This is a genomic window from Flavobacterium sasangense DSM 21067 (genome assembly GCF_000686885.1).
Lineage (GTDB): Bacteria > Bacteroidota > Bacteroidia > Flavobacteriales > Flavobacteriaceae > Flavobacterium > Flavobacterium sasangense.
Window position 1 is genome coordinate 15,281 of the sequence record NZ_KK366035.1, and the last position, 25,979, is coordinate 41,259.

Annotated in this window: 31 protein-coding genes and 1 other RNA gene; 14 read left to right on the plus strand and 18 right to left on the minus strand. The window is 31.2% G+C overall.

What is annotated here, in order from left to right:
• Positions 1 to 21 precede the first annotated feature (21 nt).
• From BP92_RS0115085 to BP92_RS0115095, 3 genes are read left to right on the plus strand one after another with little or no spacing between them, the layout of a single operon-like run.
• Entirely contained in the window at positions 22 to 1,953 is a 1,932-nt protein-coding gene (locus tag BP92_RS0115085; protein WP_026726791.1) for a DEAD/DEAH box helicase, read from the plus strand.
• Entirely contained in the window at positions 1,946 to 3,139 is a 1,194-nt protein-coding gene (locus BP92_RS0115090) for a GIY-YIG nuclease family protein (RefSeq protein ID WP_026726792.1), read from the plus strand. Before BP92_RS0115085 ends, BP92_RS0115090 begins: the two co-directional genes overlap by 8 nt.
• Positions 3,140 to 3,185: 46 nt before the next feature.
• The gene (locus BP92_RS0115095) at positions 3,186 to 4,028 is read left to right on the plus strand and encodes a hypothetical protein (RefSeq protein ID WP_026726793.1); all 843 of its coding nucleotides are present in this window, start codon (positions 3,186 to 3,188) and stop codon (positions 4,026 to 4,028) included.
• A gap of 1,187 nt (positions 4,029 to 5,215) precedes the next feature.
• Here the strand turns inward: BP92_RS0115095 and BP92_RS16850 are convergent.
• Positions 5,216 to 6,019, minus strand: a complete 804-nt coding sequence (locus tag BP92_RS16850; protein ID WP_051604507.1) for a hypothetical protein — start codon at positions 6,017 to 6,019, stop codon at positions 5,216 to 5,218.
• Between the two features lie 93 nt (positions 6,020 to 6,112).
• Here BP92_RS16850 and BP92_RS16530 point away from each other — a divergent pair, with 93 nt between their 5' ends.
• The gene (locus tag BP92_RS16530; protein ID WP_051604508.1) at positions 6,113 to 6,604 is read left to right on the plus strand and encodes a thermonuclease family protein; all 492 of its coding nucleotides are present in this window, start codon (positions 6,113 to 6,115) and stop codon (positions 6,602 to 6,604) included.
• Positions 6,605 to 6,684: 80 nt separating this feature from the next.
• Here BP92_RS16530 and ssrA read toward each other — a convergent pair.
• Positions 6,685 to 7,082, minus strand: a transfer-messenger RNA (tmRNA) gene (gene ssrA / locus BP92_RS16980).
• A 164-nt stretch (positions 7,083 to 7,246) separates the two neighbouring features.
• Between ssrA and BP92_RS0115115 the strand changes: the two genes are divergently transcribed.
• A complete protein-coding gene (locus BP92_RS0115115; RefSeq protein ID WP_026726795.1) occupies positions 7,247 to 8,470 on the plus strand; it encodes an NAD(P)-dependent oxidoreductase in 1,224 nt (407 codons plus the stop codon).
• Positions 8,471 to 8,658: 188 nt separating this feature from the next.
• A complete protein-coding gene (locus BP92_RS0115120) occupies positions 8,659 to 10,095 on the plus strand; it encodes an MFS transporter (RefSeq protein ID WP_026726796.1) in 1,437 nt (478 codons plus the stop codon).
• 57 nt (positions 10,096 to 10,152) lie between these two features.
• Here BP92_RS0115120 and creD read toward each other — a convergent pair whose 3' ends face one another.
• The 11 genes from creD to BP92_RS0115175 form a co-directional block, all read right to left on the minus strand.
• Positions 10,153 to 11,448, minus strand: a complete 1,296-nt coding sequence (gene creD / locus BP92_RS0115125) for a cell envelope integrity protein CreD (RefSeq protein ID WP_026726797.1) — start codon at positions 11,446 to 11,448, stop codon at positions 10,153 to 10,155.
• A 35-nt stretch (positions 11,449 to 11,483) separates the two neighbouring features.
• Positions 11,484 to 11,783, minus strand: coding sequence for a hypothetical protein (locus BP92_RS0115130; RefSeq protein WP_026726798.1), 300 nt, complete (start codon positions 11,781 to 11,783; stop codon positions 11,484 to 11,486).
• The gene (locus BP92_RS17455; RefSeq protein WP_262486624.1) at positions 11,765 to 11,890 is read right to left on the minus strand and encodes a hypothetical protein; all 126 of its coding nucleotides are present in this window, start codon (positions 11,888 to 11,890) and stop codon (positions 11,765 to 11,767) included. Before BP92_RS17455 ends, BP92_RS0115130 begins: the two co-directional genes overlap by 19 nt.
• A gap of 1 nt (position 11,891) precedes the next feature.
• Positions 11,892 to 12,347, minus strand: coding sequence for a hypothetical protein (locus BP92_RS0115135; RefSeq protein WP_026726799.1), 456 nt, complete (start codon positions 12,345 to 12,347; stop codon positions 11,892 to 11,894).
• A 53-nt stretch (positions 12,348 to 12,400) separates the two neighbouring features.
• Positions 12,401 to 12,697: a winged helix-turn-helix domain-containing protein gene (locus BP92_RS0115140; RefSeq protein ID WP_026726800.1), complete on the minus strand. Its 297-nt coding sequence runs from the start codon at positions 12,695 to 12,697 to the stop codon at positions 12,401 to 12,403.
• Between the two features lie 8 nt (positions 12,698 to 12,705).
• The gene (locus tag BP92_RS0115145; protein WP_026726801.1) at positions 12,706 to 12,942 is read right to left on the minus strand and encodes a hypothetical protein; all 237 of its coding nucleotides are present in this window, start codon (positions 12,940 to 12,942) and stop codon (positions 12,706 to 12,708) included.
• A 124-nt stretch (positions 12,943 to 13,066) separates the two neighbouring features.
• Positions 13,067 to 13,690, minus strand: coding sequence for a hypothetical protein (locus BP92_RS0115150; protein WP_026726802.1), 624 nt, complete (start codon positions 13,688 to 13,690; stop codon positions 13,067 to 13,069).
• A 126-nt stretch (positions 13,691 to 13,816) separates the two neighbouring features.
• Entirely contained in the window at positions 13,817 to 14,662 is an 846-nt protein-coding gene (locus BP92_RS0115155; protein ID WP_026726803.1) for a hypothetical protein, read from the minus strand.
• A gap of 17 nt (positions 14,663 to 14,679) precedes the next feature.
• Positions 14,680 to 15,498 carry a 3-deoxy-8-phosphooctulonate synthase gene (gene kdsA, locus BP92_RS0115160; RefSeq protein WP_026726804.1) on the minus strand — a complete coding sequence of 273 codons (819 nt, stop codon included), beginning with the start codon at positions 15,496 to 15,498 and terminating at the stop codon, positions 14,680 to 14,682.
• Positions 15,499 to 15,590: 92 nt separating this feature from the next.
• Positions 15,591 to 16,052, minus strand: coding sequence for a hypothetical protein (locus tag BP92_RS0115170; RefSeq protein ID WP_026726805.1), 462 nt, complete (start codon positions 16,050 to 16,052; stop codon positions 15,591 to 15,593).
• 1 nt (position 16,053) lies between these two features.
• On the minus strand, positions 16,054 to 16,536 hold the full coding sequence (locus tag BP92_RS0115175) for a DUF4199 domain-containing protein (RefSeq protein ID WP_026726806.1): 483 nt from the start codon (positions 16,534 to 16,536) through the stop codon (positions 16,054 to 16,056).
• Positions 16,537 to 16,638: 102 nt separating this feature from the next.
• On the opposite strand from BP92_RS0115175, the gene BP92_RS0115180 reads away from it, so the two are divergent.
• From BP92_RS0115180 to BP92_RS0115190, 3 genes are all read left to right on the plus strand, one after another.
• Complete coding sequence (locus BP92_RS0115180; protein ID WP_026726807.1) at positions 16,639 to 17,205, plus strand: YeeE/YedE family protein; 567 nt, start codon at positions 16,639 to 16,641, stop codon at positions 17,203 to 17,205.
• Positions 17,206 to 17,207: 2 nt separating this feature from the next.
• Complete coding sequence (locus BP92_RS0115185; RefSeq protein ID WP_026726808.1) at positions 17,208 to 17,621, plus strand: DUF6691 family protein; 414 nt, start codon at positions 17,208 to 17,210, stop codon at positions 17,619 to 17,621.
• Between the two features lie 76 nt (positions 17,622 to 17,697).
• Entirely contained in the window at positions 17,698 to 17,964 is a 267-nt protein-coding gene (locus BP92_RS0115190) for a heavy-metal-associated domain-containing protein (protein ID WP_026726809.1), read from the plus strand.
• A gap of 31 nt (positions 17,965 to 17,995) precedes the next feature.
• Here the strand turns inward: BP92_RS0115190 and BP92_RS0115195 are convergent, their stop codons facing one another.
• Together BP92_RS0115195 and prmA are read right to left on the minus strand one after the other, a co-directional pair.
• Entirely contained in the window at positions 17,996 to 18,271 is a 276-nt protein-coding gene (locus tag BP92_RS0115195) for an ATP-dependent Clp protease adaptor ClpS (protein ID WP_026726810.1), read from the minus strand.
• A gap of 119 nt (positions 18,272 to 18,390) precedes the next feature.
• The gene (gene prmA, locus BP92_RS0115200; RefSeq protein ID WP_026726811.1) at positions 18,391 to 19,224 is read right to left on the minus strand and encodes a 50S ribosomal protein L11 methyltransferase; all 834 of its coding nucleotides are present in this window, start codon (positions 19,222 to 19,224) and stop codon (positions 18,391 to 18,393) included.
• Between the two features lie 91 nt (positions 19,225 to 19,315).
• Here prmA and BP92_RS0115205 point away from each other — a divergent pair, with 91 nt between their 5' ends.
• From BP92_RS0115205 to BP92_RS0115220, 4 genes are all read left to right on the plus strand, one after another.
• Positions 19,316 to 20,554, plus strand: a complete 1,239-nt coding sequence (locus BP92_RS0115205) for a porin (protein ID WP_026726812.1) — start codon at positions 19,316 to 19,318, stop codon at positions 20,552 to 20,554.
• Between the two features lie 93 nt (positions 20,555 to 20,647).
• On the plus strand, positions 20,648 to 21,484 hold the full coding sequence (locus BP92_RS0115210; protein ID WP_026726813.1) for a CvfB family protein: 837 nt from the start codon (positions 20,648 to 20,650) through the stop codon (positions 21,482 to 21,484).
• Between the two features lie 11 nt (positions 21,485 to 21,495).
• The gene (locus BP92_RS0115215) at positions 21,496 to 22,461 is read left to right on the plus strand and encodes a YheT family hydrolase (RefSeq protein WP_026726814.1); all 966 of its coding nucleotides are present in this window, start codon (positions 21,496 to 21,498) and stop codon (positions 22,459 to 22,461) included.
• Between the two features lie 6 nt (positions 22,462 to 22,467).
• Positions 22,468 to 22,755 carry a hypothetical protein gene (locus tag BP92_RS0115220; protein WP_026726815.1) on the plus strand — a complete coding sequence of 96 codons (288 nt, stop codon included), beginning with the start codon at positions 22,468 to 22,470 and terminating at the stop codon, positions 22,753 to 22,755.
• On the opposite strand, the gene BP92_RS0115225 is transcribed toward BP92_RS0115220, so the two are convergent.
• A complete protein-coding gene (locus BP92_RS0115225; RefSeq protein ID WP_026726816.1) occupies positions 22,745 to 23,425 on the minus strand; it encodes a hypothetical protein in 681 nt (226 codons plus the stop codon). The two genes, BP92_RS0115220 and BP92_RS0115225, sit on opposite strands and share 11 nt — an antisense overlap.
• Before the next feature lie 102 nt (positions 23,426 to 23,527).
• Between BP92_RS0115225 and ygiD the strand changes: the two genes are divergently transcribed.
• Positions 23,528 to 24,361 carry a 4,5-DOPA-extradiol-dioxygenase gene (gene ygiD / locus BP92_RS0115230; RefSeq protein WP_026726817.1) on the plus strand — a complete coding sequence of 278 codons (834 nt, stop codon included), beginning with the start codon at positions 23,528 to 23,530 and terminating at the stop codon, positions 24,359 to 24,361.
• On the opposite strand, the gene BP92_RS0115235 is transcribed toward ygiD, so the two are convergent.
• Together BP92_RS0115235 and BP92_RS16535 are read right to left on the minus strand one after the other, a co-directional pair.
• Positions 24,362 to 25,543, minus strand: coding sequence for a serine hydrolase domain-containing protein (locus BP92_RS0115235; protein WP_026726818.1), 1,182 nt, complete (start codon positions 25,541 to 25,543; stop codon positions 24,362 to 24,364). It lies immediately after the preceding gene.
• The gene (locus BP92_RS16535) at positions 25,533 to 25,979 is read right to left on the minus strand and encodes a PH domain-containing protein (protein ID WP_051604509.1); all 447 of its coding nucleotides are present in this window, start codon (positions 25,977 to 25,979) and stop codon (positions 25,533 to 25,535) included. The genes BP92_RS0115235 and BP92_RS16535 overlap by 11 nt, the downstream gene beginning before the upstream one ends.

Here is a 25,979-nt window from a genome sequence, read left to right on the forward strand (position 1 = left end):
AAAATATTAAAAAAATAAAACATGCCAAATTTAGTAAACGTATCATACCATCAAACAGGTAAAAGCACAAGTACCAACACAATGGGAATGCGTGAAATGCAATCACGTGCCTTTGAAGCTCGTGACGCAAAGTATTTATTATTAAAAGCACCACCAGCATCAGGCAAATCTCGTGCATTAATGTTTTTGGCTTTAGATAAAATGATAAATCAAGGCATTAAAAAGGTAATAGTAGCTGTTCCAGAGCGTTCAATTGGTAGTTCATTTTCTCAAACTGATTTAATGAAAGATGGTTTCTTTGCAAATTGGGAGCCAAACGACAATTATAATCTTTGTACACCTGGTGATGATGGTAGCAGTAGCAAAGTACAAGCCTTTCATAACTTTATTAATAGCGATGAAAAGATTTTGATTTGCACACATGCAACATTACGTTTTGCTTGTGATACTTTAGATGAAACAAAATTAAATGATACTTTATTAGCTATTGATGAATTTCACCACGTTTCTGCCGATGTAAACAACAGATTAGGAGAACTATTAAAAGTAATAATGAATAAGTCAACAGCTCATATTATAGCAATGACAGGTTCATATTTCAGAGGTGATAGTGTGCCTATTTTAACACCAGAGAACGAAGCAAAGTTTACTAAAGTAACATATAACTATTACGAACAATTAAACGGTTATAACTATTTAAAATCATTGGGTATTGGCTATCATTTTTACACAGGAAAATATACAGAAGCTATACTTGATGTGTTAGATACTGATTTAAAAACTATTGTTCATATTCCAAATGTAAACTCAGGAGAAAGTACAAAAGACAAGCATAATGAAGTAGATTTTATTATTGATGCAATAGGTCGTGTTTTAAGACAAGATAGTGAAACAGGAGTTATTTATGTTGAAAGACATACAGATAAAAAGATTATTAAAATTGCTGATTTAGTTGAAGATACACCAAGAGAAAGAGATAAAATAGTTAACTATTTACGAAACATTTCTTCTGTTGACGATATGGATTTGATTATTGCATTAGGTATGGCAAAAGAGGGCTTTGATTGGCCTTATTGTGAACATGCCTTAACAGTTGGTTATAGAGGTTCATTAACAGAAATTATCCAAATTATAGGGAGATGTACTAGAGATAGCAATAATAAAACGCATGCTCAATTTACAAATTTAATAGCACAACCCGAAGCAATCCAAGACGATGTTAAGAAAGCCACTAATGATATGCTAAAGGCAATTACAGCATCTTTATTAATGGAGCAAGTGTTAGCACCTAATTTCAAATTTAAAACAAAGCTTGATAATGATGATGATGCAGAGCCGGGAACAATCAAAGTAAGAGGATTTAAAGAACCTAGTTCAAAAAGGGTTAAAGATATTATAGAAGCTGATTTGAATGACTTAAAAGCTACAATACTGCAAGATGATAACATGTTAAAAACAATGTCAGGGTCTATTGATGCAGAAGTAATCAACAGAGTTTTAATTCCAAAAATCATTAAAATAAAATATCCTGAATTAACAGAAGATGAAGTTGAAGAAATCAGACAATATGTAGTGGTTGATAGTGTAGTTAAAAGTGGTGAAATCAAAGAAGTTGGCGACCAAAGATTTATTCGTTTAGCAGATAAATTCATTAATATTGATGATATACATATTGACTTAATTGATGCCGTTAATCCATTCCAAAAAGCTTATGAAATATTATCAAAATCAGTTACTACAAAAGTGTTGAAAGTTATCCAAGACACAATTGAAGCAACTCGTATTAAAATGGACTTTGAAGAAGCCAAAATATTATGGCCCAAAATTGTGGAATTTAAAAAATTACATGATAAAGAACCAAGTCTTAATGCTAATGATCCATTAGAAAGAAGAATGGCAGAGTGTATTATTTATTTAAAAGAAGAAAAAAGAAAACGTTTAGCAAATGGATAAAAATTCAGTACTTGACGATATTTTTAATAATGATCCGTTTGATATTCTAAATGTCAAACCAAAATCTTCTGGTGCAAAAACAACAGATGAAAGGTTATTAACTTCATTTCAAGAAATCAATGATTTTGTAGAAAAAAACAAAAGAGAACCACAACCAAACATTTCAAACGTATCAGAATATCAACTATACACTAGATTAAAAGGAATTAGAGAAAACCCAGAGAAGAAAGAACAATTAAAAGATGTTGATATTCATAACTTGTTAGAGTTTGAAATAAAAGAGATAAACTCAATTGATGATATTTTTAATGATGATTTATTTAATTTGTTTGACGATGATACAGATTTATTTGATTTTAAACATACTCCCAAAACAGACGAAAGAGCTTCAACAGACTTTGTAGCAAGAAGAAAACCATTGAAAGACTTTGATAAATACGAACATTTATTTAAGGAAATTCAAAAGGATTTAGCTAATGGCAAAAGAAAATTAGTTGATTTCAAAATGGGTAACTTACGTGAGGGTGCATATTATGTTCATAACGGAGTTTTATTCTTATTAGAAGAAATTCAAATCAGTAAGAAAGAACATTATAGAGAAGATGGCACAAGAGTTCGAGAAGATGGAAGAACAAGATGTATTTTCGAAAATGGTACAGTATCAAATATGCTCAAAAGGTCGGTAGAAAAGATATTGTATGCAAATGGTCAAGTAGTATCTGAAAACATAGATAAAGTAAACGAAAGCTTTATTGAGAAGTTTAGCAATATAACTGAGGAAGATGAAGAAGCAGGATTTATTTATGTATTAAGTTCGAAGAGTAAAGATGAAAAAATAGCATCAATAGAAAACCTTTTTAAAATAGGATATTCAAAGGTTGATGTATTAGAAAGAATAAAAAATGCAGAAAAAGAACCAACTTATTTAATGGCTAAAGTCAAAATAGAAAGTGCTTGGAAATGCTACAATATGAACCCACAAAAATTAGAACAACTACTTCATAACTTCTTTGGCAGCTCTTGTTTAAACATTGATATATTTGATGAAAATAAAATTCGTCACACACCAAGAGAATGGTTTATAGCTCCATTAGAAGTAATAGAACAATCCATTCAATTAATTATAAGCGGAGAAATTGTGAATTATAAATATGATGTTGAAAATAGAATTATAATTAATAGGTAAAAAAAGTTATTGAAAAATTGGTTGTTAAATTATTATAATATTTTAGATGAGTAGTGATGTTTTTTATTTTATAGGCTTTGTATTTGCAATTTTAATTTTATTCATATTACCAAAAACTAAAGAAATATTTGAAAAAAATATACCTGAGGTCCTAGGTGTTTCATCTGCTTATTTTTATTTACTTGCAGATATAAAAAGTGATTCCTTCAATTTAATCATTTTAGATTATTCTTGGCGTGATATAAATTCTTTGTTAGTTTTTTTTGGTATAGCATTAGCTCTTTTAGCTGTATATCTTAATTTTAAAATAAAATCAAAATTTATTACAAATGAAGAACTAGTTTCAGAACTAGAAATAACAAATAAAAAACTAGAAGTAATTAAAAAGGAATATTATAAATTATGTTCTGACAACTTAAGAATAATATTTAAAAGTTTTTTTGATTTATCAAATGGCTGTGGTCGAGTTAGTGTATATAAGTATGATGGTGATGTTTTTAAACTATTAGGCAGATATTCTAATAATCCATTATACAACAAAAAAGGGCGTGATAGTTATCCTTCAAATGAAGGTTTTATTGCATTAGGCTGGGCAAATGAAATCTTTGAAATTTATAACATCCCACAATGGACAAAAAATGGTAAAGATTATAAGAATGCTGTTAAGGAATTATGCAATATTTCAGACTCAACATTAAAAAACATTAAAATGAAAAGCTGTTCATTTTTTATATATCGTTTAGATAATGAAGATTCTAGACCTCCTTTAGGTATAGTGGTTGTTGAGCAATTACAATCATCACAAATTGACCATCAAAATATGAATGAAATTTTTTCAAGTAACGAACAACAATTATCATTTTTGATAAAATCAATGAAATCTATATAATATTCATATTTATTACCTCATTCATCTGCACAAAAATCGCTCCTAGTCCAAGTATTCCTAGCATCAATTCTTTGTTTGCTTCATTTCGTTAATAATTAAGTAAAAACAAATATTAAAAAAATAGGAACGCTATCGCTGAAGTATTTTCACCCACCCAGCCCAACGCTCTGCCAACGCTCAAGTGGTTTTCTCCCAAAGCAATAAGCACTTTTTTTTTCCCATGCTGTGCAAAGCATTTTTTGCCTGTTTTATTTTCCCAACCCCATCGCACATAAAACAGGCAAAAAAAGCCCTGCACTTTCCCAACGCTCGAAAAACAAGAGCTTCCCAACGCTAAAAACCACTCCCAAGCTATTTTACATAATGAAGGCAACATTATAGTTCAAAAAAAAGCGTTAATATTTTCGATGGTTTTTTTTTAGAACTATAATTTCATTATGTAAAATATCCGCTCAGCCAACGCTCCCACCCGAAAGCGGTACAGTATTTTCATTGTTTTTTGAAGATGCCATAACGTAACACAACAACATTTGTAGTAAATAGAAAATACCCATTTCAAAAGACAAGTCAGGCATCCTCAAAAATCAAATTTGCCCACAAGAGTATAGTTTTTTATTTGCCAGAACATTGGTAGTAAATTGTTTTTAAGTCGTCTTGATGCTATACAATGTCGTAGAACAATTCAATAAACAAACAAACCCGATTTTAAAAAGACCAATCTAGCATCAAGCCGTCAATAAAAACAATCAGAAAACCCCATAAAGCAAATAAAAAACTATACCCTTGTTTCGCTACTGCCAGCGCACTAGGTAGAGTTCAGTAGGGGAAATCTCCCATTTCCCCAAACCCCTTAGGGTGCAATTTTTTTTAAAATAATGCCAGACGTTTTTCACTCCGATTGATATTAAGCGGTAGGCATTCTTTCAAAAAAAACAGCTCAAATTTTAACCAATCCGAAAGTTGATTTTTGAATGGAAAGGTTTGGGCTTCCTTGCGATTGTGGAATGGATAAAAAAACGGTTGTTCTTTTTTTTCTTAATTCGTAGATATTCCGTACTTAAATGCACTATAACCCCTATATAAGTGCGGATTATAGATAAATGAGTGCAAAATAAAAAACCCTCTCTTTCGAAAGGGTTTACTTTGCAACATTGCAGACTTTGCAAACTTGCAAACTGATGGTCTTTTTAGAATACTTCTTGAACTTTCATTGCGTTACCTGCATTGAATAAGTAGTAATTTCCTCCAACTTCTTGATAAAACTCAATACCAACACAACCTAAAACAGCAATATTAGTTGTTAAGGTTGGAGAACCTGGCAAAGTTGCTGTAATATCAATTAATGAAGTCACAGCATTAACAGGAGTATAAGCAGAATAGGCAATATCTGATAACTCATTCAATGTTGGTTCGGCAGGTTCATAAGCACTTGTAGCAGGATTATAAACAAAATCCGATACAGCAGCTAAGGCATTGATAATTCTAAAATGTGTCGCTCCTGATGGAACATTTAAAAAACTCAACGGATTAAAAGCTGGTAATGATAAAGTACTTTCGTTTCTATCAACTGTTGCAGTTAATGTAAATGGAGCACTAAGAATACCATTAAAAGAAATGTTCTTATTAAAATCCAATCCTCTTAAATATTGAGGCTGTTGTGAAACCAAGACAGCTCTTTGTCCTCTGGCCTCTGAACCATCTTCAATATTTATTTTTTTCATAATAGCAGTTAATCTACCTGTAAATTGGCTATCAGTCATTTGTTTCATTAAAGCTGATAAAGCAATTCTAACAGATTTTCCTGCCATTGCACATGCTGCAAACTCAGACATGTTTTCACGAGTACGAACAAAACCCGGTGCGGTTTTTACTTGCTCACCTGTTGGTCCACCTTTTAATCCTGCATAGTAACCAGTGTTACCTTTAATTTTGAAGTGACGAACTTCTCCTAACGTCCCGACATATTTAACATGTCCTTTTTGTTGAGCCATAAGCTTAAATAAAATAATTATGTTTTGTGAAAAATTTCATTTAAATTTACAACATAAAGTACTGATTTACAACGTATTAAATAAAGTAAAATAATGCATTTTAACGCAAAAGAAACCACGATTAAAAAAAACCTTCTCAAAATTGTAAAGTTTGTTGATGGTGATGGAATTATTTTAGAAGATATTATTTCAAAAAAGGAATTTGAAGTTAGATTTTTAGGTATTGATGCACCCGAAATAAATTATTGTAATAAGATAAAACAAGATGAAAAAGAGTTGCAAGTTCCAGCTGCACTATTAATCAAATTAGGTTATTTATCATTTAACTTTTTAAAAGATCAAGTTAATTTGGGTGATTATTGCACATTAGTACAGGAACAAAATAATTTATTTGATAAATATGGAAGACATTTAGGCTATCTTATTTTAAATGATGGTAGAGTTTTGAACGAAATTATGATAAAAGAAGGCTATGCAAAGCCATATAACGATGTTTTCTGTGAAATGCTTCCATTGTATCAAGAATGGAATTTACAAGCTAAAAACAGCTTAAAAGGATTATATTCTTTGGTAAATAAATTTTAAAATAATTGTTGGGAAAATATCGGGAAGAATTAAAATAAAAAATCGTAATCACTTTAAAATTAAGTAATTACGATTTTTAAAAGTGGAGTCGCCGAGAATCGAACTCGGGTCCAAACAAGCAATCAAATAGCTTTCTACACGCTTAGTTTCATCTTGGATTTTCGACAAAGAGCAAGGCTAGAAACCGCCACTCTTTGCTTAGCTCTGTCAGTGTCAGAACGGATTTAAAGCATTACCGTTCCTAGGTCTACTTTTACGGTTCCCCTAAACCAACCGCCATAAACCAAGGCTTTTGAGGAGAATCTAGCTTTCCTACCTGGTAGGAACTAGGCAAATCTTACTATAATTCAGATTAAGCAGCTAAAGCGTAATTATTTTCGCCGTTTATAAGTTCGTACATTTGGATTTACGAGCTAAACATACAACGCTCGACGTGCTTACTAATCAATTCCACTCGCTGTCAAAACCAGTCGACCCCAGTTTTTGAGTGTTCAGTTGAGGTTTTCATTATGAAAACTAAGTGATTCAAAAAGTGAGCCAAAATTACATTCTTTTTTTCAATTAAAAAAACTTTGCATAGTCGCTTCTTTAAAGTTATATTTGTAACATTAAATCAATATTCAGTTAAATATATTGTTTGTTATGAAGTTTGGAATTATAAAAGAAAGAAAAAATCCACCGGATAGAAGAGTAGTATTTACTCCAGAAGAGTTAGTGCGCTTACAATCAGAACATCCTGAAGCAGAAATTAAAGTAGAAAGTTCTGATATTCGTATTTTTTCTGATGATCAATATCGCAATTTAGGCCTTAATGTCACAACTGATGTGTCAGATTGTGATGTACTTTTTGGGGTAAAAGAAGTGCCAATTGATGCGTTGATTCCAAATAAAAAATACTTTTTCTTTTCACATACGATTAAAAAACAACCTTATAACCGTAAATTATTACAAGCAATTTTAGCTAAAAATATCGAATTATACGATCATGAAACAATTGTAAATGCTTCTAATCACAGATTAATTGGCTTTGGTCGTTATGCTGGTTTGGTTGGTGCTTATAATGGTTTCAGAGGATTCGGAATTAAATATGATTTATTTACTTTACCAAAAGCGGAAACATTGAGCGGTAAAGAAGATTTGATTGCACGTTTAAAGCGTCAAACACTTCCAAACATTAAAATTGTGCTTACTGGTCACGGTAAAGTAGGAATGGGAGCAAAAGAAATTTTAGACGGAATCAAAATCAAAGAAGTTAGCGTTGAAGATTTCTTAAACAAAAAATATACAGAACCTGTTTACACCCAAATTGACGTGTTAGATTACAACAAACGCAAGGATGGGCAGGTTTTAGATAATAATGATTTCTATAAAAATCCTCAAGATTACGTATCAAATTTCGAGCGTTTTACGAAAGTAGCCGACATGTTCATCGCTGGACATTTTCACGGTAATGGTTCGCCAGATATCTTAACTCGAGAAATGCTTCGTGCTGCGGATAATAAAATTCAAGTGGTTGCGGATATTTCGTGTGATGTTGATGGTCCAGTGGCTTGTACTCTTAAAGCGTCAACAATTGCAGAACCATTTTTCGGATATTTGGCTAGTGAGCACAAAGAAGTTCCTTATACACATCCAGCGTCAATTATGGTAATGTCGGTTGATAATTTACCATGTGAGTTACCTAAAGATGCGAGCGAAGGTTTTGGTGAAATGTTCATGCAACACGTAATTCCAGCTTTCTTTAATGGAGACAAAGATGGAATTTTACAAAGAGCTAAAATTACTGAAAATGGAAAATTGACAGAACGCTTCAAATACCTACAAGATTACGTAGATGAAAAAATAGAAGAATTATCTTCAAAATAAAATAAGCCCGATGTAAATCGGGTTTTTTGTTTTTAATAAAACAATTAATAAACTTTTACGAAAACGTTTTCGTTAATAAAATTATTTAAAATCAATTTTATTAAGGATGAATAAATGTATATTTAGGAATTATTTGTAAGATTATTTATGAATTTCTTTTTATACTAACAACCAATAAACTATTAAGTATGGATACCAAACAAATTAAAACGAATTGGGCACAATTCATTCCATTAGTAACTGTTTTCTTTTTTTGGGGATTTGTTGCTGCAAGTAACGATATTTTAATTCCTGTTTTCAAAGAAGCTTTTGATTTAACACAAGGGCAAAGTCAATTGGTTTCGGTTGCCTTTTATGTAGCTTATACCGTTGGCTCAATTATTTATATGATTATTTCCTACCTTACTAAAGGTGATTTAATCAACCGAATAGGATATAAAAATTCCTTAGCATTAGGATTAACCATTTCTGCTTTAGGAACATTATTGTTTTATCCAGCTGCCAATTCGGGTTCTTTTGAATTAATGTTATCAGGTTTATTTACAGTAGGTTTGGGTTTTTCACTTCAACAAACCGTTGCAAATCCATTAGCTATTGCTCTTGGCCCTATAAATACAGGTTCACAACGTTTAACCTTAGCAGGAGGTATTAATAATTTAGGAACAACAATTGGTCCGTTAATTGTAAGTTTTGCGATTTTTGGTTCGGCTACTTCGAAAACTACAACTTTAGATATTGAAAGTGTTAAGATTCCGTATTTGATATTAGGTGCTGCATTTTTATTAGTAGCTGTTTTTCTAAAATTTTCTTCATTACCAGATAAACCTGAAGCTGTTGTAGCTTCGGATGATTCTATTTCTAATGACAGAGGTCACGCTTTAAAATATCCACAATTGATTTTAGGAATGATTGCCATATTTGTTTATGTAGGAGTTGAAGTATCTACAGCAAGTAATTTGCCAGCATACATGGAAAAAGATTTGGGTTTTTTAACTAAAGATATTGCGCCTTATATTTCATTATATTGGGCAAGTTTGATGATTGGAAGATGGACAGGAGCTGTAGAAGCTTTTACCGATAAAATGGATTTACAGAAGATATTACGTTTTATAGCACCGTATTTAGCATTTGGAGTATTTTTATTAGTTAATGCTATTGCAAAACATGATTTAACTCCTTTTTATGTGTATGCATTAATCATTTTAGTGCTTATTGGTGCTGATATGGCAAGTAAAGGAAATCCAGCGCGAATGCTGTTAATTTTCTCAGGTTTAGGAATACTTGCTTTATTAATTGGAATGGCTACAACTGGAATGACTAGTGTATATGCTTTTACTTCAGTAGGTTTATTCTGTAGTACTTTATGGCCATGTATTTTTACTTTAGCAGTTAGTGGATTAGGAAAGAATACAAGTCAGGGAAGTAGTTTTTTAATTATGATGATTATGGGTGGCGGTATTGTAAGTTGGTTACAAGGAGTAGTTGCTGACGAAACTACCATACATTCAAGTTATATTATTGGAGTACTTTGTTTTGCTTATTTGGCTTTTTATGCTTGGAAAGTAAAAGGAATATTAAAAGCTCAAGGGATTAGTTTTGAAAGTAAAATCTCAGGCGGACATTAATATTTAATACTATATGTAAAACCTCCGATTGAAAATCTTCAATCGGAGGTTTTTTGTTTATTTATTCCATTCAATCTTTCTTGAGAAATACATCACGGCTGCCAATATCAAGAACAACCCTATACTTCCTACCAAAAGCGCATAGTCTTCTAATTGAATAATCACATAAATAAAAGTATATAAAACACTCAACGAAGCGCCAATGAACATCGGAAACTTTTTATCTTTTAATATGGAAATTGAGTAGAGCGAAATCATAACAATTACCGAAGCTCCAGCTACCAAATAAGCAAAGGAAAACGAACTGTGTTCAGTAATAGAAATCAGCAAAGTGTAAAACATGATTAACGCAATTCCAATCATTGAATATTGAAAAATATGAATGTTGATTTTACTAATCGATTGAATTAAAAAGAAGATTAAAAAAGTTAACCCAATTACTAAGAACCCATATTTAGAAGCGCGTTCACTTTGTTGGTATTCATCAACTGGCGTAATAAAGTCTACCGCAAAAGCATATTTACCTAATTCAGGTAAAATATCAAAATAGCTTTGTGCAAATGGTCGATTAAAATGTAATATTTTCCAATTCGCTTCAAAGCCGTTATCGGTAATATTTCTTGAAATAGGAGAGAAGTTTCCATTAAAGTTGGGCGAATTCCAGTTCGAAGTCATTTTAGCATCGGTTGTTTTTCCAATCGGAACCATTTTTACTTGTTTGCTTCCGTTGAACGAAATGGTGAAGTTGAATTTTGCTTCGTTTTGTAAACTTTGGTAATCAAAATAATTGGTTTCCAGGCTTTCAATGCTATCATTTGAACTGCTTGCTACCGATTCAAAAGCCAAGTTCTGATTGCCTATTTTCATTTTTACTTCGTCTTTTAGACTTTTTAAGTTGGTCGTACGAATCAAAATTTTAGCACGATTCCAATAAACGTTTTCGGCAGGAATTCCTTTTGAAGCGAAATTTAGATTGGTATAATTGCCATCAAATTGCATTTTGGTAGTAAATACATTCGATTTGTAAATGCTTCTTTCTAAAGGTTTTACCATGGTAACTTCGGTTTTATTATTCAAAGTTTCTGGAAAGAAATAAGCGTAATTATTGGCTCCCGACATTGGATCTTTATATGGCACTTTTAAAATCGGACCATAAAAATAAACGGAATTTCCCCATTTAGCAGTGGTTTCGGTAATGACTTCTTTTTGGCGTTGGCTTCGTTCTACGATTAATTCTTGTACTAAAGCTAGTGGAATGATTAATACTAAAGTTAGAATCCCAACCATGATCATTTTAGCGGTTGTGGTTTGAAAGAACGATACTTTTGGTTCTTGTTGAAATTGTGTTTCCATGATGTTTGATTTATAGTTTTATTAAGTTAATGTGTTTATAATGTATAGATTACAATTAAAAAATAAACGAATGAAATAGGTACATTAGCAAATAGAATTAATGCTTGTCTTTCAATTTTAGATCTATTTAGTGGTTCAATAATCCAATCAATTATGAGTTTTAGAAGCATTAATCCATTCACAAGAAATGCAATCAATACATAATAAATTCCAAAGGGTATTATTATATCTGAATCTTTAAATACGAAATGAAGTAGTAATAATAGTGAACCAATTCCAAATGAAACAATCGCCATTTGAATGGCAAGTGGAAGCTTTAAAAAATCTTTTTCCATGAGCTTGAGAGTTTAGTTTTGGTTTCTGATGAGATGTTTTTGATAATTTCCATTCCGATAAAGAATAAAATTCCGATGGTCATGCTAATGTTAATGAGTTTGTTCATGTTATTTGATATTAAAAGTTTGTTGAATGTTTGAGATGGGAACCGAAAGCATATTCAAAAAATCTAATCCGTAGAATTCATGTGCTTGTTTTCCTCTTTGATATTGTTGTTTGAAATAGGAAAATCGAGTAGGATAGAATAGTGTTCCTGTTATAATTACCATCCCTAAATACAAGCTTCTTTTTCCGTTTCCAAGTAAATAATATTGCATACCAATTTCTTCTACAACTGAAATTCCGGTATTGGTTAACACGTGAATAATATCGTGGTCTTCTAGCTTGGGTTGGATTTCAAAATTGTATTTCAACAAAAAGCAACCCAAATGAAATCCCAAACTATCATTAGGAAGTTGTATCAACTGATTGATATTGATATCCCAAGCGTTCCCTTTTTTAAAGAATCTTTGATAGGGTTTTTTACTGATTTCGTACATTTTTTCGATGAATAAATCTCTCATAATTGATACTTAAAAGAACTTTGAATTTCAAAGTAAATGGATAAAAAAATAGGTTAGCTTTTCTTGATTAATTTTTCAAGTGCTTCAATATGAGCCGTGAACGCATCACGACCTTCTTTGGTTGCACTGTATTTAGTATTGGGTTTTTTACCAATAAACTGTTTCTCAATTTGTATGTAATTTTCGGCTTCTAAAGCTTTAGTATGTGATGCTAAATTTCCATCGGTTACGCCTAAAAGTTCCTTCAACATATTAAAATCCGCACTTTCATTAACCATCAATATCGACATAATCCCCAAACGAATTCGGTGATCAAAGGCTTTGTTGATATTTTGGATGATGTTGAGCATGATTTGGTTTAAAAGGTTAAAAGTTTTGTTGCGATATAAAAGATTAAGACTACGATAATTGAGTAAACTAAGCAAAATGGATAACCCAAAATATAAAATTGGTTTGTTCCATTGTCATTGATGATATCCATTTCTAATTGTTCATATTCAAATGTATATTCATTTCCATCAATTTTACCATTATTATTTAAATCAAATTTTTTCAATTCTCGTTTATCAACATAATCAAAATACTGTAACGACATAATAGAGATTAGATATAAACCTATTGATGATATTAAAATTATTTTAAAGTAGCTTATATTTTTCTTTCTTAGCCAATAAATGCTAAAGAGGAAAAGAAAACTAAAACCAATTAAAAAGTACATCTTATTTTCTCTCGTATTTAAAATACATTAAACTTCCATATAAAATATGACAACCGCCAAAGCCTAATGCCCAGAACAACAATCCGTAACCTAAGAACCAAGTCGATAATAAACCTAAAGCAATCATCGTAATTCCTAAATAGCGAACATCGCCAATCGTATATTTGCTAGCATTTACACAAGCTAATCCGTAAAATATTAAGGTTAGGGGAGCGATGAGTCCAAACATGTTTTTTTCGATTAAAAAGATAATGAAAAATCCTCCTGTTGCTAATGGAATCATGAAATTGATAACCAGTCTTCTAGAAGCAGTATTCCAAACGTTTTCATTACTTTTTTTGGCTTTTCGAATGCTTAATCCAATTCCAGTTGCAATCGATAATACTAAAACAGAAGTTGCAATAACCAACAAACGAATCACGGCCTCTTCTGAAATAACTAAATCGCGATAAGCACCCATTGTTGAAGTGTCAAAGTAAATCGTTTTGTAAGCTAACCATGCACCAACTATAGCATAAACGCCTGCTAAAATTCCAGACAAACCACTCAAGGAAATAAAACGTGACGATTTGTTCATCAAATTTTTGATTTCGCTTATGTCATTTAGATATTTTTCGTTCTCCATTTTAAAGTACTTTGAAATACAAAGTAAATAATAAATAATTTGTTGACCAAACCTTTTTTGAATTATTTGTAAAAAAAAATCACGAACTCTAAAAGAATCCGTGATTATATATTGTATGCTATTTAATTATATTCTAAAAATACCTCCTACAGCAATAATTCTTTGTAAGAACCAAAAATGTTGTTCTGCAGAATCAGCTTTACTACTCGTAGTTCTAATATCGTTCATATCAATATAACCTCCTTTTAATTCGGTTTGAATGAAGAAATATTTAAAGAAAGTAAAGTTTAACCCCACTTTTGCGGATAGACCATAACCAGCAATATGAAATTGGTCATAGCGATCTTTTCCTAATAGTTTTGTATTGGTTTTAGGATAAAGAAGACCAGCACCAACGCCTTCAGTTACATTGATTTGAAATTTATCTGTATTGGGTAATTTAAATAAAGAAGAAATATCATCTACTCTTGAAATTTCAGTATTTACATAATTTAAACCATCAGTATGTTCAAAAGTTAAAAAATCTTCATCTAGAGTTAATTGATCGCCCACTGGATTTTCATTATAACTTCCAGCATTAGGATAGTAACCCGAATAATCTACTCTTCTGTCATTGTACATAACATATTTCATATGATCTACACCAATAGAAATATTGTAGTGGTTAGTAATGAAATAACCAATTCTTAAATTTGTTTGTGGAATGGTCATTCGAGCAGGATTTAAATAATCTAGATGCCATCCTTTTGGTTTGTCGTGAGCCGTTACGTCATATATAGTAAAATCGTAATCAGCACCTTTAAAGTGAATATCAGATTTTGAATAAGATTCTCTATTTCCTCCCCAGAATACATAGAATTTTCCTTTGTTTTTACTCGTGAATTTTTCAGGATTTTCGACTGTTTCTTGCGAAAAGGTGTACTGTGAAAAAACACAAAAAGTTAGTACAGCCATTAAAAATAGATGTTTCATTTGAAGTTATAAAAAAATTAAAATTGATTTACAGTTTTGCGGATGGCTACTAGTTTAGTCATTAATCCTTCAAAGTAATCTAAATGTAACATGTTTGCTCCGTCACTTTTAGCATTTGCTGGGTCGAAATGGGTTTCAATGAAAATTCCATCTACACCAACAGCAATTCCTGCTTTTGCAATGGTTTCAATCATATCTGGTCGACCACCTGTTACTCCAGTAGTTTGATTAGGTTGTTGTAACGAATGTGTTACATCTAATACCGTTGAAGCGTATTGTTGCATAGTTGGAATTCCTCTAAAATCTACAATCATGTCTTGGTAGCCAAACATCGTTCCTCTATCAGTTACCATTACGTTTTCGTTTTGGCAATCTAATACTTTTTGAACAGCATGTTTCATGCTTTCTGGACTCATAAATTGTCCTTTCTTTAGGTTTACAGTTTTACCTGTATTAGCAGCAGCCACTACTAAATCTGTTTGACGCACTAAAAAAGCTGGAATTTGTAAAATATCAACATACTCAGCTGCCATTGCTGCATCTTCGTTAGTATGAATATCAGTAACGGTTGGAACACCAAATTCTCTTGATACTTTTTGAAGAATTTTTAATGCTTTTTCATCTCCAATTCCTGTAAAACTATCTACTCTAGAACGATTGGCTTTTTTGAAAGAGCCTTTAAAAACGAAAGGTATTTGTAATTTATCAGTTACTGAAACAAGTTTTTCGGCAATTCGCATGGCCATTTCTTCACCTTCAATGGCACATGGACCTGCTAATAAAAAAAAGTTACCACTATTGATATGTTTTATTTGCGGAATGTTATCTAAATTCATTTCTATTGATTTTGAAGTTGCAAAGATAAAAAGAAAAACCTTTCCTACAGCAGTAGAAAAGGTTACTTATGTTACAGATAATAAAATAGTTTTTATTTGTCTCTAGCTGGAAATTTTTTAATTGAAAATCCTTTTGGACATAGGATTTTTCCTTTTTCATAAATATTAAAGTATAACGTAATTTTTTTATCGCTTCCTTCAAATGTTACTTCATAAATACCAATAGTTCCAGCTCCCATCAAACTGTTTTTAGTTGGAAAAGGGCAACAGGTATCTACTTTTTTATAGCTAATTTTCTCACCATTTGGTCCTTCTAATCCACTAAAATAATATTGAATGTTAATGTTTTCTTGTTTTTCATTAATGAAACCAATGTTTATGGGATAATCTTCATCATATCCATATTTAGCATCTGTAGCATATTCAGTAATTATGTAAGCTTGATCTCTTACTAATGGACGCAAAGCAGTACTATCAATATTTTTAATTGTTGATTTAGTACTTACACAACTGGTAAGAGTAAAAGCGATTAATAAAAAAAAGAAGTATTTCATTTTAGTTGGTTTTTGTTTTTAAAAGGTAAGCAACAATCGCGCCAATAACCACTCCAAAAGATAAACTATCTGAAATGTTTTTCCAAATAGAACTCGATAAAGTTGTATATTCTTTAGCTTCTTCTAATGATAATTTTTTACTTTCAACCGTATAATTAATAGTATTAGTTAGAAAATTAGGACTTATAAATTCATGTAGAATAAATTGTGCAATCGGACTAAATACAACAATGATAAATGAGATTACAATAGCAGAAATGATGCCTTGTTTCCAATTCATAGTGCCATTATAAAATTTTATTTTCTTTTCTCTTAATGCCAAAAAGTAAAGGAGAAACAAAGGGAAAATATATAAAATATTAAATAAAGGTTCCCATTTAATTTTTTCAGTGTGAAATCCCAATTGCTTTTCTAAAGTCATCCAAGCTAAAAAAATAATTGTGGTAATGATAGCCCATTTGAATTCGATTGAAAACTTTTTCATTTGATATGCTTTTGTTTGATGCTTCAAATTTACTATAAAATGTAACAAAAGTTACAAATACCAATTTGAATTTCTATTTTTGTGGAAAATTGTAAAAATACTATGGAATTGATTTTTGGAACTTGGCATTGGGCCATTTCGGGATTTTTAATTGGTGTGACGATGCTAATTTTAACTTATTTCGGAAAATCTTTTGGAATGTCATCAAATCTTAGAACCATGTGTTCAATGGCTGGAGCTGGAAAATTTAGCGATTTTTTTAAATTGGATTGGCGTGAACAAAAATGGAGTTTAGCCCTTGTCTTAGGTGCTTTTGTGGGAGGATTTATCGCTTTTTACTTTTTGTCAGATGGAAGTGGTGTTAATGTAAATCCAGAGACTATTACGCAATTGCAAACACTTGGAATTGATGCTCCAAATGGTAAATTAATGCCAGATGCTATATTTAGTGTTGAAACATTACAATCTCCAAAAGGATTTGCTATTTTATTAATTGGCGGTTTGTTAATTGGATTTGGAACGAGATATGCTGGTGGTTGTACTTCTGGTCATGCTATATCGGGGTTAAGCAATTTACAATTACCATCATTAGTAGCCGTTATTGGGTTCTTCATTGGAGGATTAGCCATGGCACATTATATTTTACCTCTAATCTATAAAACGGCTTAATCATGAAGTTAGCAAGATTTTTTCTAACCGGAATATTTTTCGGAATTGTTTTAACCAAAGCAGAAGCTGTTTCTTGGTATCGTATTTATGAAATGTTTCATTTTCAATCGTTTCATATGTATGGAATTATTGGAACGGCATTATTTACAGGTATTGTAGGACTACAAATTATTAAGAAATATAAAGTAAAAGATTATAACGGTTTGCCAATTAATATAATTGAAAAAGAGCGTGGTTTTTGGCGTTACATTATTGGTGGAAGTTTATTCGGATTAGGATGGGCTTTAGTAGGCTGTTGTCCTGGACCTATTTTTATTCTTCTTGGAACAGGAACTTACGCTATTGCCGTAGTTCTTATAGGAGCTCTTTTAGGAACTTATATTTATGGTTTGTTAAAAGACAAATTGCCACATTAAAGTTAAGTTAAAGTATCAAATATTGGGGTGTGTTGGTTGTATATTTTGTAAATTTGTGTAATTAAAATTAAGAGTTATGCAAACAACAATTCATATACAAAATTTAAAATGTGGTGGTTGTGCTAATACAATTACTAAAGGAATTTCATCTATTGAAACAATAAATAATATTGCTGTAAATGTTGAAGATAGTTCGGTAACATTTGATTATTTATCCGAAGAAAAATTAAATGAAGTTAAAGAAAAATTAAAATCATTAGGATATCCCGAAGACGGAGAAGCCAATAGTTTAATGGAGAAAGCTAAGTCTTATGTAAGTTGCGCTATTGGAAAAATGAGTTAAATAAAAAGTCCCGATTTAATCGGGACTTTTTTTATATCAATTCAGCACTTAAACCTGCATCTAATAAAGCAGAGCACTGCGGTTTTAATTCTTCTAAAGAACCTGTTTTAACCGTGCATTTTCCTTTGTAGTGGACTAACAAAGCGCATTGTTCCGCTTGTAATTCATCGTGTTTACAAACTCTAATCAATGTATCAATAACGTGGTCAAATGTATTTACATCATCGTTGTGTAATACAATTTCGTTATTAACACCAACAGCTTCTGCTACTAAAACTTCTTCTTGTACTTTTTCTATCGTGCTCATTTTCTTTACGTTTGAAAGTTCATTACAAAAATATTAAAAAAATGTTTCAAGTTCAAATTCAAAAATCAATTTCAAGATTAAAAAAAATAAACTACTAATTTCATTCTACCAACTTCTAGCTATTTTACAAACTTCAAAGCAACCCAATTGTTTCTTTCAAATTGTTTTACATAGGTTAATCCTTTTGAAGTACAACTTTCCGAAATCATAGGAATATCCTCAGTATAGAATCCACTTAAGAATAAAATTCCGTTTTCGTTTAAACAAGCTACATATTGTTGCATATCGTTTAATAAAATATTACGGTTGATGTTGGCAATAATCACATCATATTTTTTACCATCTAATAAAGAAGCATCACCTTCGTAAACCGAAATATGTTTGCAATTATTACGTTCTGCATTTTCAATTGAGTTTAAGTAACACCAATTGTCAATATCAATAGCGTCAATAGGTTGCGCGCCTTTCATTTCAGCCAAAATAGCTAAAATAGCAGTTCCACATCCCATATCTAAGGTTTTCTTACCTACTAAATCCGTTTCTAACAAATGTTGAATCATCATGTGCGTAGTTTCATGATGACCCGTTCCAAAACTCATTTTAGGTTCGATTACGATGTCGTATTCAGCATTCGTTTTTTCATGAAAAGGAGCTCTTACGTGGCATTTACCATCTACATCAATAGGTTCAAAATTTTTCTCCCATTCTTCGTTCCAGTTCACTTGCTCAATTTCTTCAAATGTATAGTCAATTTTAAATTCTGGATTTTCTAGAATTTGAATATCCTCTAATATATTCTCACTCCATAAATCTTTTTGAACAAAAGCAGAAATTCCAGTTTCCGTTTCTATGAAGCTTTCAAAGGCTTTCTCTCCTAATTCTGCAATTAAAATTTCGCTTCCTAATTCTAAAGGTTCTATTGTAAAATGATATCCAATGTATATATTTGACATAACGTTAATTTTTTGCAAAGGTAATATTTACTTAACATACTTAACCTTGTTTTGATGTTAAGTTTGCACAAAATAAACAACAACATAACAAATGAAAAAATTAATTACATTTTTACTTTTAGTAACTACTGCATTTTCAAGTGCTCAGGACATAAAAGTATCTACAAAAGACAATGATTTAAAACTAACCTCGTTACCCTATTATAGTTTTGGTAAAGGTGTAGGTTTAACATCTCCAGATAGTATTTTCCAGTTCAACATTCGTTTTAGAATGCAAGACCGATTGAGTTATTATGATAATGAAGGAGCGGAACCGTTTTATGAAGCTCAAGTGCGTCGTTTACGATTGCGTTTTGATGGATATGTTGGTAGTCCAAAATATTTATATGTGATTCAATTATCATTTGGTGCAGGAGATGTTGGACCAGTAAGAGCAAATGAAAACTTAAACGTAATTAGAGATGCGGTTGTATATTATCGTCCCAATATGCATTGGCAATATGGTTTTGGAGTTACAAAATTACCAGGAACGAGACAAGCTGTAAATTCATCAGGAGCTATTCAGTTAACCGATAGAAGTATAAACAACTCTCGATTTAATACAGACCGTGATTTTGGTTTCCATTTTGCTAATTTAAATGAATATGAGAATAAGTTTTCTTATAACTTTAAAGGTGCTGTAACTTTAGGAGAAGGAAGAAACTGGACTACAAATAGTGCAAATTCAACTTTAAAAGATAACAATGGTTTATCATACTCTGGAAAAATTGAATTAATGCCTTTAGGTAAGTTTAAGAAAGATGGTCATTATTTTGAAGGAGATTTGTTAAGAGAGGAGAAGCCTAAATTTATGATTTCTGGAGTTTACAATTACAATGATAAAGCAAGAGAATCACAAGGTCAAATGGGTGATTTATTATATGAAACTAGTAATTTATCTACTGTTTTATTAGACTTTATTGGAAAATACAATGGTTGGGCTTTTATGTCTACTTACATGATGAGAGATGCTAGTAAAGCTATCACAACATCAGCAACTAATCCATTATTGAGTAGAGCGGTTTTTGTTGGAAACGGTTTTGATAATCAATTAAGTTACTGTTTTCCTTCAAAATACGAAGTTATCGGTCGTTTTTCAAAACAGAAAGTTGACAATGAAGTAAAGGCATTTTATCCAAATACAGAACAATTAAGTTTTGGTGTAAACAAATATATTTGGGAACATGCTTTAAAACTTCAAGCTGAATTTACAACAGAAAAACAAGAATTTTTCGACGGAACTAACAAACAAAATTGGTATGTTCGTTTCCAAGTAGAAATCGGAATTTAAAATTCTAATTTTAATACAATTTAAATCCAGTTCGAGTAACTGGATTTTTTTTTGTTTCTATTTGCTTACCTTTGCACCATATTTATTTCATTTATGTTACATATAGGAGAGTTCAATACGTTAAAAATACTTAGAGATACTAAAGTTGGGTTGTTTTTAGGAAGCGAAGACACGCAAGAAGATGATGTTTTATTGCCAAATAAATATGTACCAAAAGAATTTACTATTGGCGATGATTTAACCGTATTTGTGTATTTAGATCACGAAGAACGCCCTGTTGCAACTACTTTGAAACCTTATATCAAGTTGAACGAATTTGCACATTTAAAAGTAAATTACATCAACAAATTCGGAGCTTTTTTAGATTGGGGATTAGAGAAAGATTTATTTGTTCCGTTTAAAGAGCAAGCGCGTCCTATGGAAGAAGGTAAACGTTATTTGGTTTATATGCATTTGGATGAAAAAACAAATCGATTAGTAGCTTCTAGTAAAACCAATCAGTTTCTGAGCAATGATAATTTAGATTTACAACGTAACGAAGAAGTAGATATTTTAATTTCTCACATTACCGAAGGTGGAATCAATTGCATTATCAATCAAAAGCACAAAGGTTTAGCATATAAAAACGAAGTGTATGATGATGTAAAACCTGGAATGAAAACAAAAGGCTATATCAAAAACATTCGTCCTGATGGTAAAATTGATGTCATGTTACGTAAAGTTGGAGTAGAGGCAATCGAACCATCTTCGCAAGTAATTTTAGACGAATTAAAAGCGAATCGTGGTTTCTTGCGATTAACCGATAATTCGCATCCAGAAGACATTAAAACGGTTTTGAAAATGAGTAAAAAGAATTTCAAAAAAGCCGTTGGAAATTTATACAAACAAAAACTTATCGAAATCAAAGAAGACGGGATTTATTTAGTATAACAACGTTTATAATGCCAATAATAGCGCAATCAAAATACAACGAACTTGTTTCGGGTTTTTACAAGAATCCTCACATTGCTACTATATATGCAGGTAAGTTCAAGCGTTTTAAGGCTCCCGATTATAAAAGAGAAAAAGTAGAACTTTATGATGGCGATTTTTTAACCGTTGATTATAAAATTACGAATCCAAATAAAGCCATTATTTTGTGCCATGGTTTAGAAGGAAATTCGCAAAGAACCTATATTAATAGTTGTTCGGATTATTTTCTAAAAAACAATTATTCTGTTTTTGCATGGAACAATCGTACTTGCAGTGGCGAAATGAATCGTTTGCCTCAATTGTATCATCATGCCTCAATAGAAGATTTAGATGCAGTTGTACAATTTGCATTGAGTAAAGAAATTAAGGAGTTGTATTTAATAGGTTTTTCTATGGGTGGTGCCCAAATTTTGAACTATCTAGGAAGAGAACCCCAATTAAATGATGCTATAAAAGCAGCTGTTTCTGTTTCTGTTCCAATTGAAATTCAAGTAAGTGCTGATGCTTTACACAAAGGATTTAATCAAATTTACATGAAAAATTTCCTTATCGGATTAAGTGAAAAATTGAAATTAAAAGCCAAACAATTTCCAGAACTTATCGATTTACATCAATTAAAGAGAGTGAAAAATTTTAAAGATTTAGACGATAATTTCACAGCACCATTACACGGTTTTAAAGATCGTTTTGATTATTATTACAAAGTTTCTCCGGCAAGAAGTTTGGATGCCATTACAAAACCAGTTTTAATCTTAAATGCCTTAAATGATACTTTTTTAGGTGAAGGATGTTTTCCAGTTGATGTTGCTTCTAAAAGTTCGAATATCTTTTTAGAAACGCCTGTTTATGGTGGTCATTGTGCTTTTATTGTAAAGGAATCAAATTATTCTTTTGCTGAAATGAGAGCTTTTGATTTTTTTGAATCATTTAAATAGTAAGTTATGAATTTAAAACCAATCCTCTACTTGATACTAAGTGCTGTAATTTTAATTATGACCTTAGTTGGTATTTTCCAAAATTTTGAAATCATTCATTTTATCGGTTTTGAAACCGAAGTCATTTGGATTCCTATTTGGATAGGTATTGTAATTTTACCTCTCTTAAATTTATATGAAATTACTGTAAATACTGATGATTACAATAAACATTATTGGTTAGCATTGTTATTAAATGTAATTTCCATCTTTTTTGTTTTGAGAAATTTCAACATTGAATTACTTAACTTGTAGTTACAATTTCTTTTAGTAACCATTTCTTTATTAAGTTGTCATTATGAGTTATCGATGCAATGAAATATTTCGAACTCACAATAGCTTTTGAATTTTCAATGGTTTCTTTCATCACGCCTTTATTATCAATATAATTAGAATGGATGAAATGAACTTCTTGATTGTTTTTATAAATGTACCCAACATGAAAATCCAACCCAATAAAATAAATACCATCCTTTTGTTTTAAAAAGTACTTTTTTAATTCTTGTTTGGTAACGTTTTGAAGTTTCTCAATAGTAGTCCCGCAAGCGATACTTTTAGCTTCTTCTTCTGGACTTTTTTGTGCTAATTTATATCGATTTAGATTAAATCCTACATCTCTTAAAGTCGTGGAAACAAAATAGCCACAAGCGATTGTTCCTTGTTTTGGTGTTTCAGTATGACCTTCAAAACTCCATTTTGTGGTGTACCAATGATTGAAAATATCTTGGAATAAACTTTCGGTTAGTTTTATTCTTGCCTCATTTAGTGTATTGGCTTTATTTTCATTTGAAAGATATTCTGTTTTCAATAGACTTCTTTCTTTTTCAATATTTGTTTTTGTAACGGAATAGTTTGTAAGGCTAAAAGTGAGTAACAGAATTAGGATTTTCATTTCGAGTAATTTATGGAATAACGTTTTTAACATGTAATTAGTATTTAGTATAAAATAAATCACTACATTTGTATATACAAATATTAATTTATGAATCGCAAGAATTTCATAACATTACTTTCAGGAGGAATCGCTATGGCAAGTATACAACCGTTCTATGATTGGACAAAAGGATTAGGAGAAGAAGAGGAGAAGATGCCCGTTTTATTCATCGGACACGGTTCGCCTATGAATGCTATTGAAGATAATATATTTTCAAAACGTTGGCAACAAATGGGGAAGGAAATCCCAACACCAAAAGCAGTTGTAGTCGTTTCGGCGCATTGGTTAACGAAAGGTACTATGGTAACCGCAATGCCAAATCCAAAAACGATTCATGATTTTGGAGGTTTTCCCCAAGCGTTATTTGAGGTACAATATCCAGCACCAGGAAACCCTGAATTGGCAACTGAAATTCAAAAATTAATTACCAATCCTGCGGTGGAATTAGATCACGATTGGGGATTAGATCACGGCACTTGGTCGGTAGTAAAACACATGTATCCTGATGCGGATATTCCCGTTTTACAATTGAGTATTGATTATTACAAACCAGCGGCTTATCATTATGAATTAGCAAAACAATTATTAGCACTTCGTAAAAAAGGGGTTTTAATTATCGGAAGTGGTAATATGGTTCATAATTTACGAATGGTAGCTTGGGATAAACTCAACGAACCTGAATATGGATTTGATTGGGCTTTAGAAATGAACGATGTTTTTAAAAATAAAATTTCAAACGGTTTTCATAAAGAGTTAATTCAATATGAAAAGCTTCATAAAGCGGCTACTTTAGCGATTCCAACACCCGACCATTATTATCCTTTGTTGTACATTTTAGCACTTCAAACGGATAATGATAAAGTGGAATTCTTTAACGATAAAGCTGTTGGAGGTTCGTTAACGATGACTTCTGTGAAAATAGGCTAATTATTCGCCTTCTTCTTCATTAAACTTAAACGGATAATCGCCAAATTTTGGTGCCAAACGTTTCGTTTGATACGTTTTACGAGTAAACTTGTTGGATAAAGCAATAATAGTCACCGAATCTTTATGAAGTGTAACTAGAGAAGAGGTGTTTCCATGCCACCAACCGTTGTGAAAGAAGTATTGTTGCCCCGTCTCAAATTCTAACATTCGAATACCTAAACCGTAGTTTTTAGTGCCTTTTCTTTCGTAGCTGTAGCCTTTGTACATTTCTTCCTTCATTTTAGCACTAAGGAATTTATCAGAATATAGCGCCAAATCAAATTTCAGTAAATCACGTGGAGTAGAATAGATGTTTTTGTCACCATATACTTGATCCAAAAACTCAAAAGCCAAACGTAAATAGTTGTTTTTGTAGGATTGACTCACTTCGTCTTTCTTGTTTAAATCATCAAAAACGAAAGTATTTTTCATATCCAAAGGATCAAAAATCATTTCTTGAAGTACTTTTGGATACGTTTTGTTGGTTACTTTTTCGATGATTAAAGCTAATAAAGCATAATTCGTATTACAATAACCAAAACGTGTTCCTGGTTTTGATTCTAATCCAATATCTTTGGTAGCTAAAAGTGTTAAAACATCTTGATTAGTTAATGTTTTCTTTTTATCCCAAACGCCTTTGTCGTCAGTAAAATAAGCATAATTTCTCAAACCACTTCGGTGACTTAATAACATTCTTACCGTAGTTTCTTCGTGAGGAAATTCCGGTAAAATCGATTTTACAGGATCGTCTAATTTAAGTTTCTTTTGGTCAACCAATTTCAAAACGGTAACCGCTGTAATCACTTTACTAACTGATGCAATGTGTAAAGGAGTATCTTGTTTTATGGAATCGCCTTTTTCTTTATAAGCATAGCCACTGTAATTTTCATATAAGATTTCTCCATTTTTAGCTACTAAAAACGAACCACTGAAATCTTTTGCATTGAATTTTTTATCGTAAAAGGCCTCCACTTCATTTCCCATTCTTTTTTTGTAAATGGTAGTTAGTGGCGTAAAGTTTACGGCATATTCAGAAACATTACCTTCTTTATCTTTTAAGGTAGATTCTTTGTTTTCGTCGGGTTTATTTTGGCAATTAAAAAGTAGTAAACTTAAACTTACAAGTACTATTTTATTCAACATAAGGCGTATTCTTAAACGTAATATTGGGATTTAGGCGTTGCAATGTAGCAATAAATTCTTGTTGTTTTTCAGGAGAAATGTAAATATCATCATATTTGTTATAGGTAATAATTAAACCAATATGACTCAATGCTGGTTTCCAAATAGTTGGCACTACAATTCCTTTGTGATATTCAATTTTATTGATTTTACTTATATCGATTTTACCTTTAAAAGGACCCGATTTCCAATATAAATCAGAGTTTTCAATCTTATAAAAAGTCGTTTTGTAGGTCCAAATTAAGAATAAAATCAAAAGAATATGGATACTAGAAATCACAAAAAAAGCAGTGTAATTATCATCAAATAATGCAGGAATTGTTAAAATGAGAAGTAATAAAATACTACCCAAATAAACATATTTATTCAATTTACTTACAGCCGATTTGAAAATCAT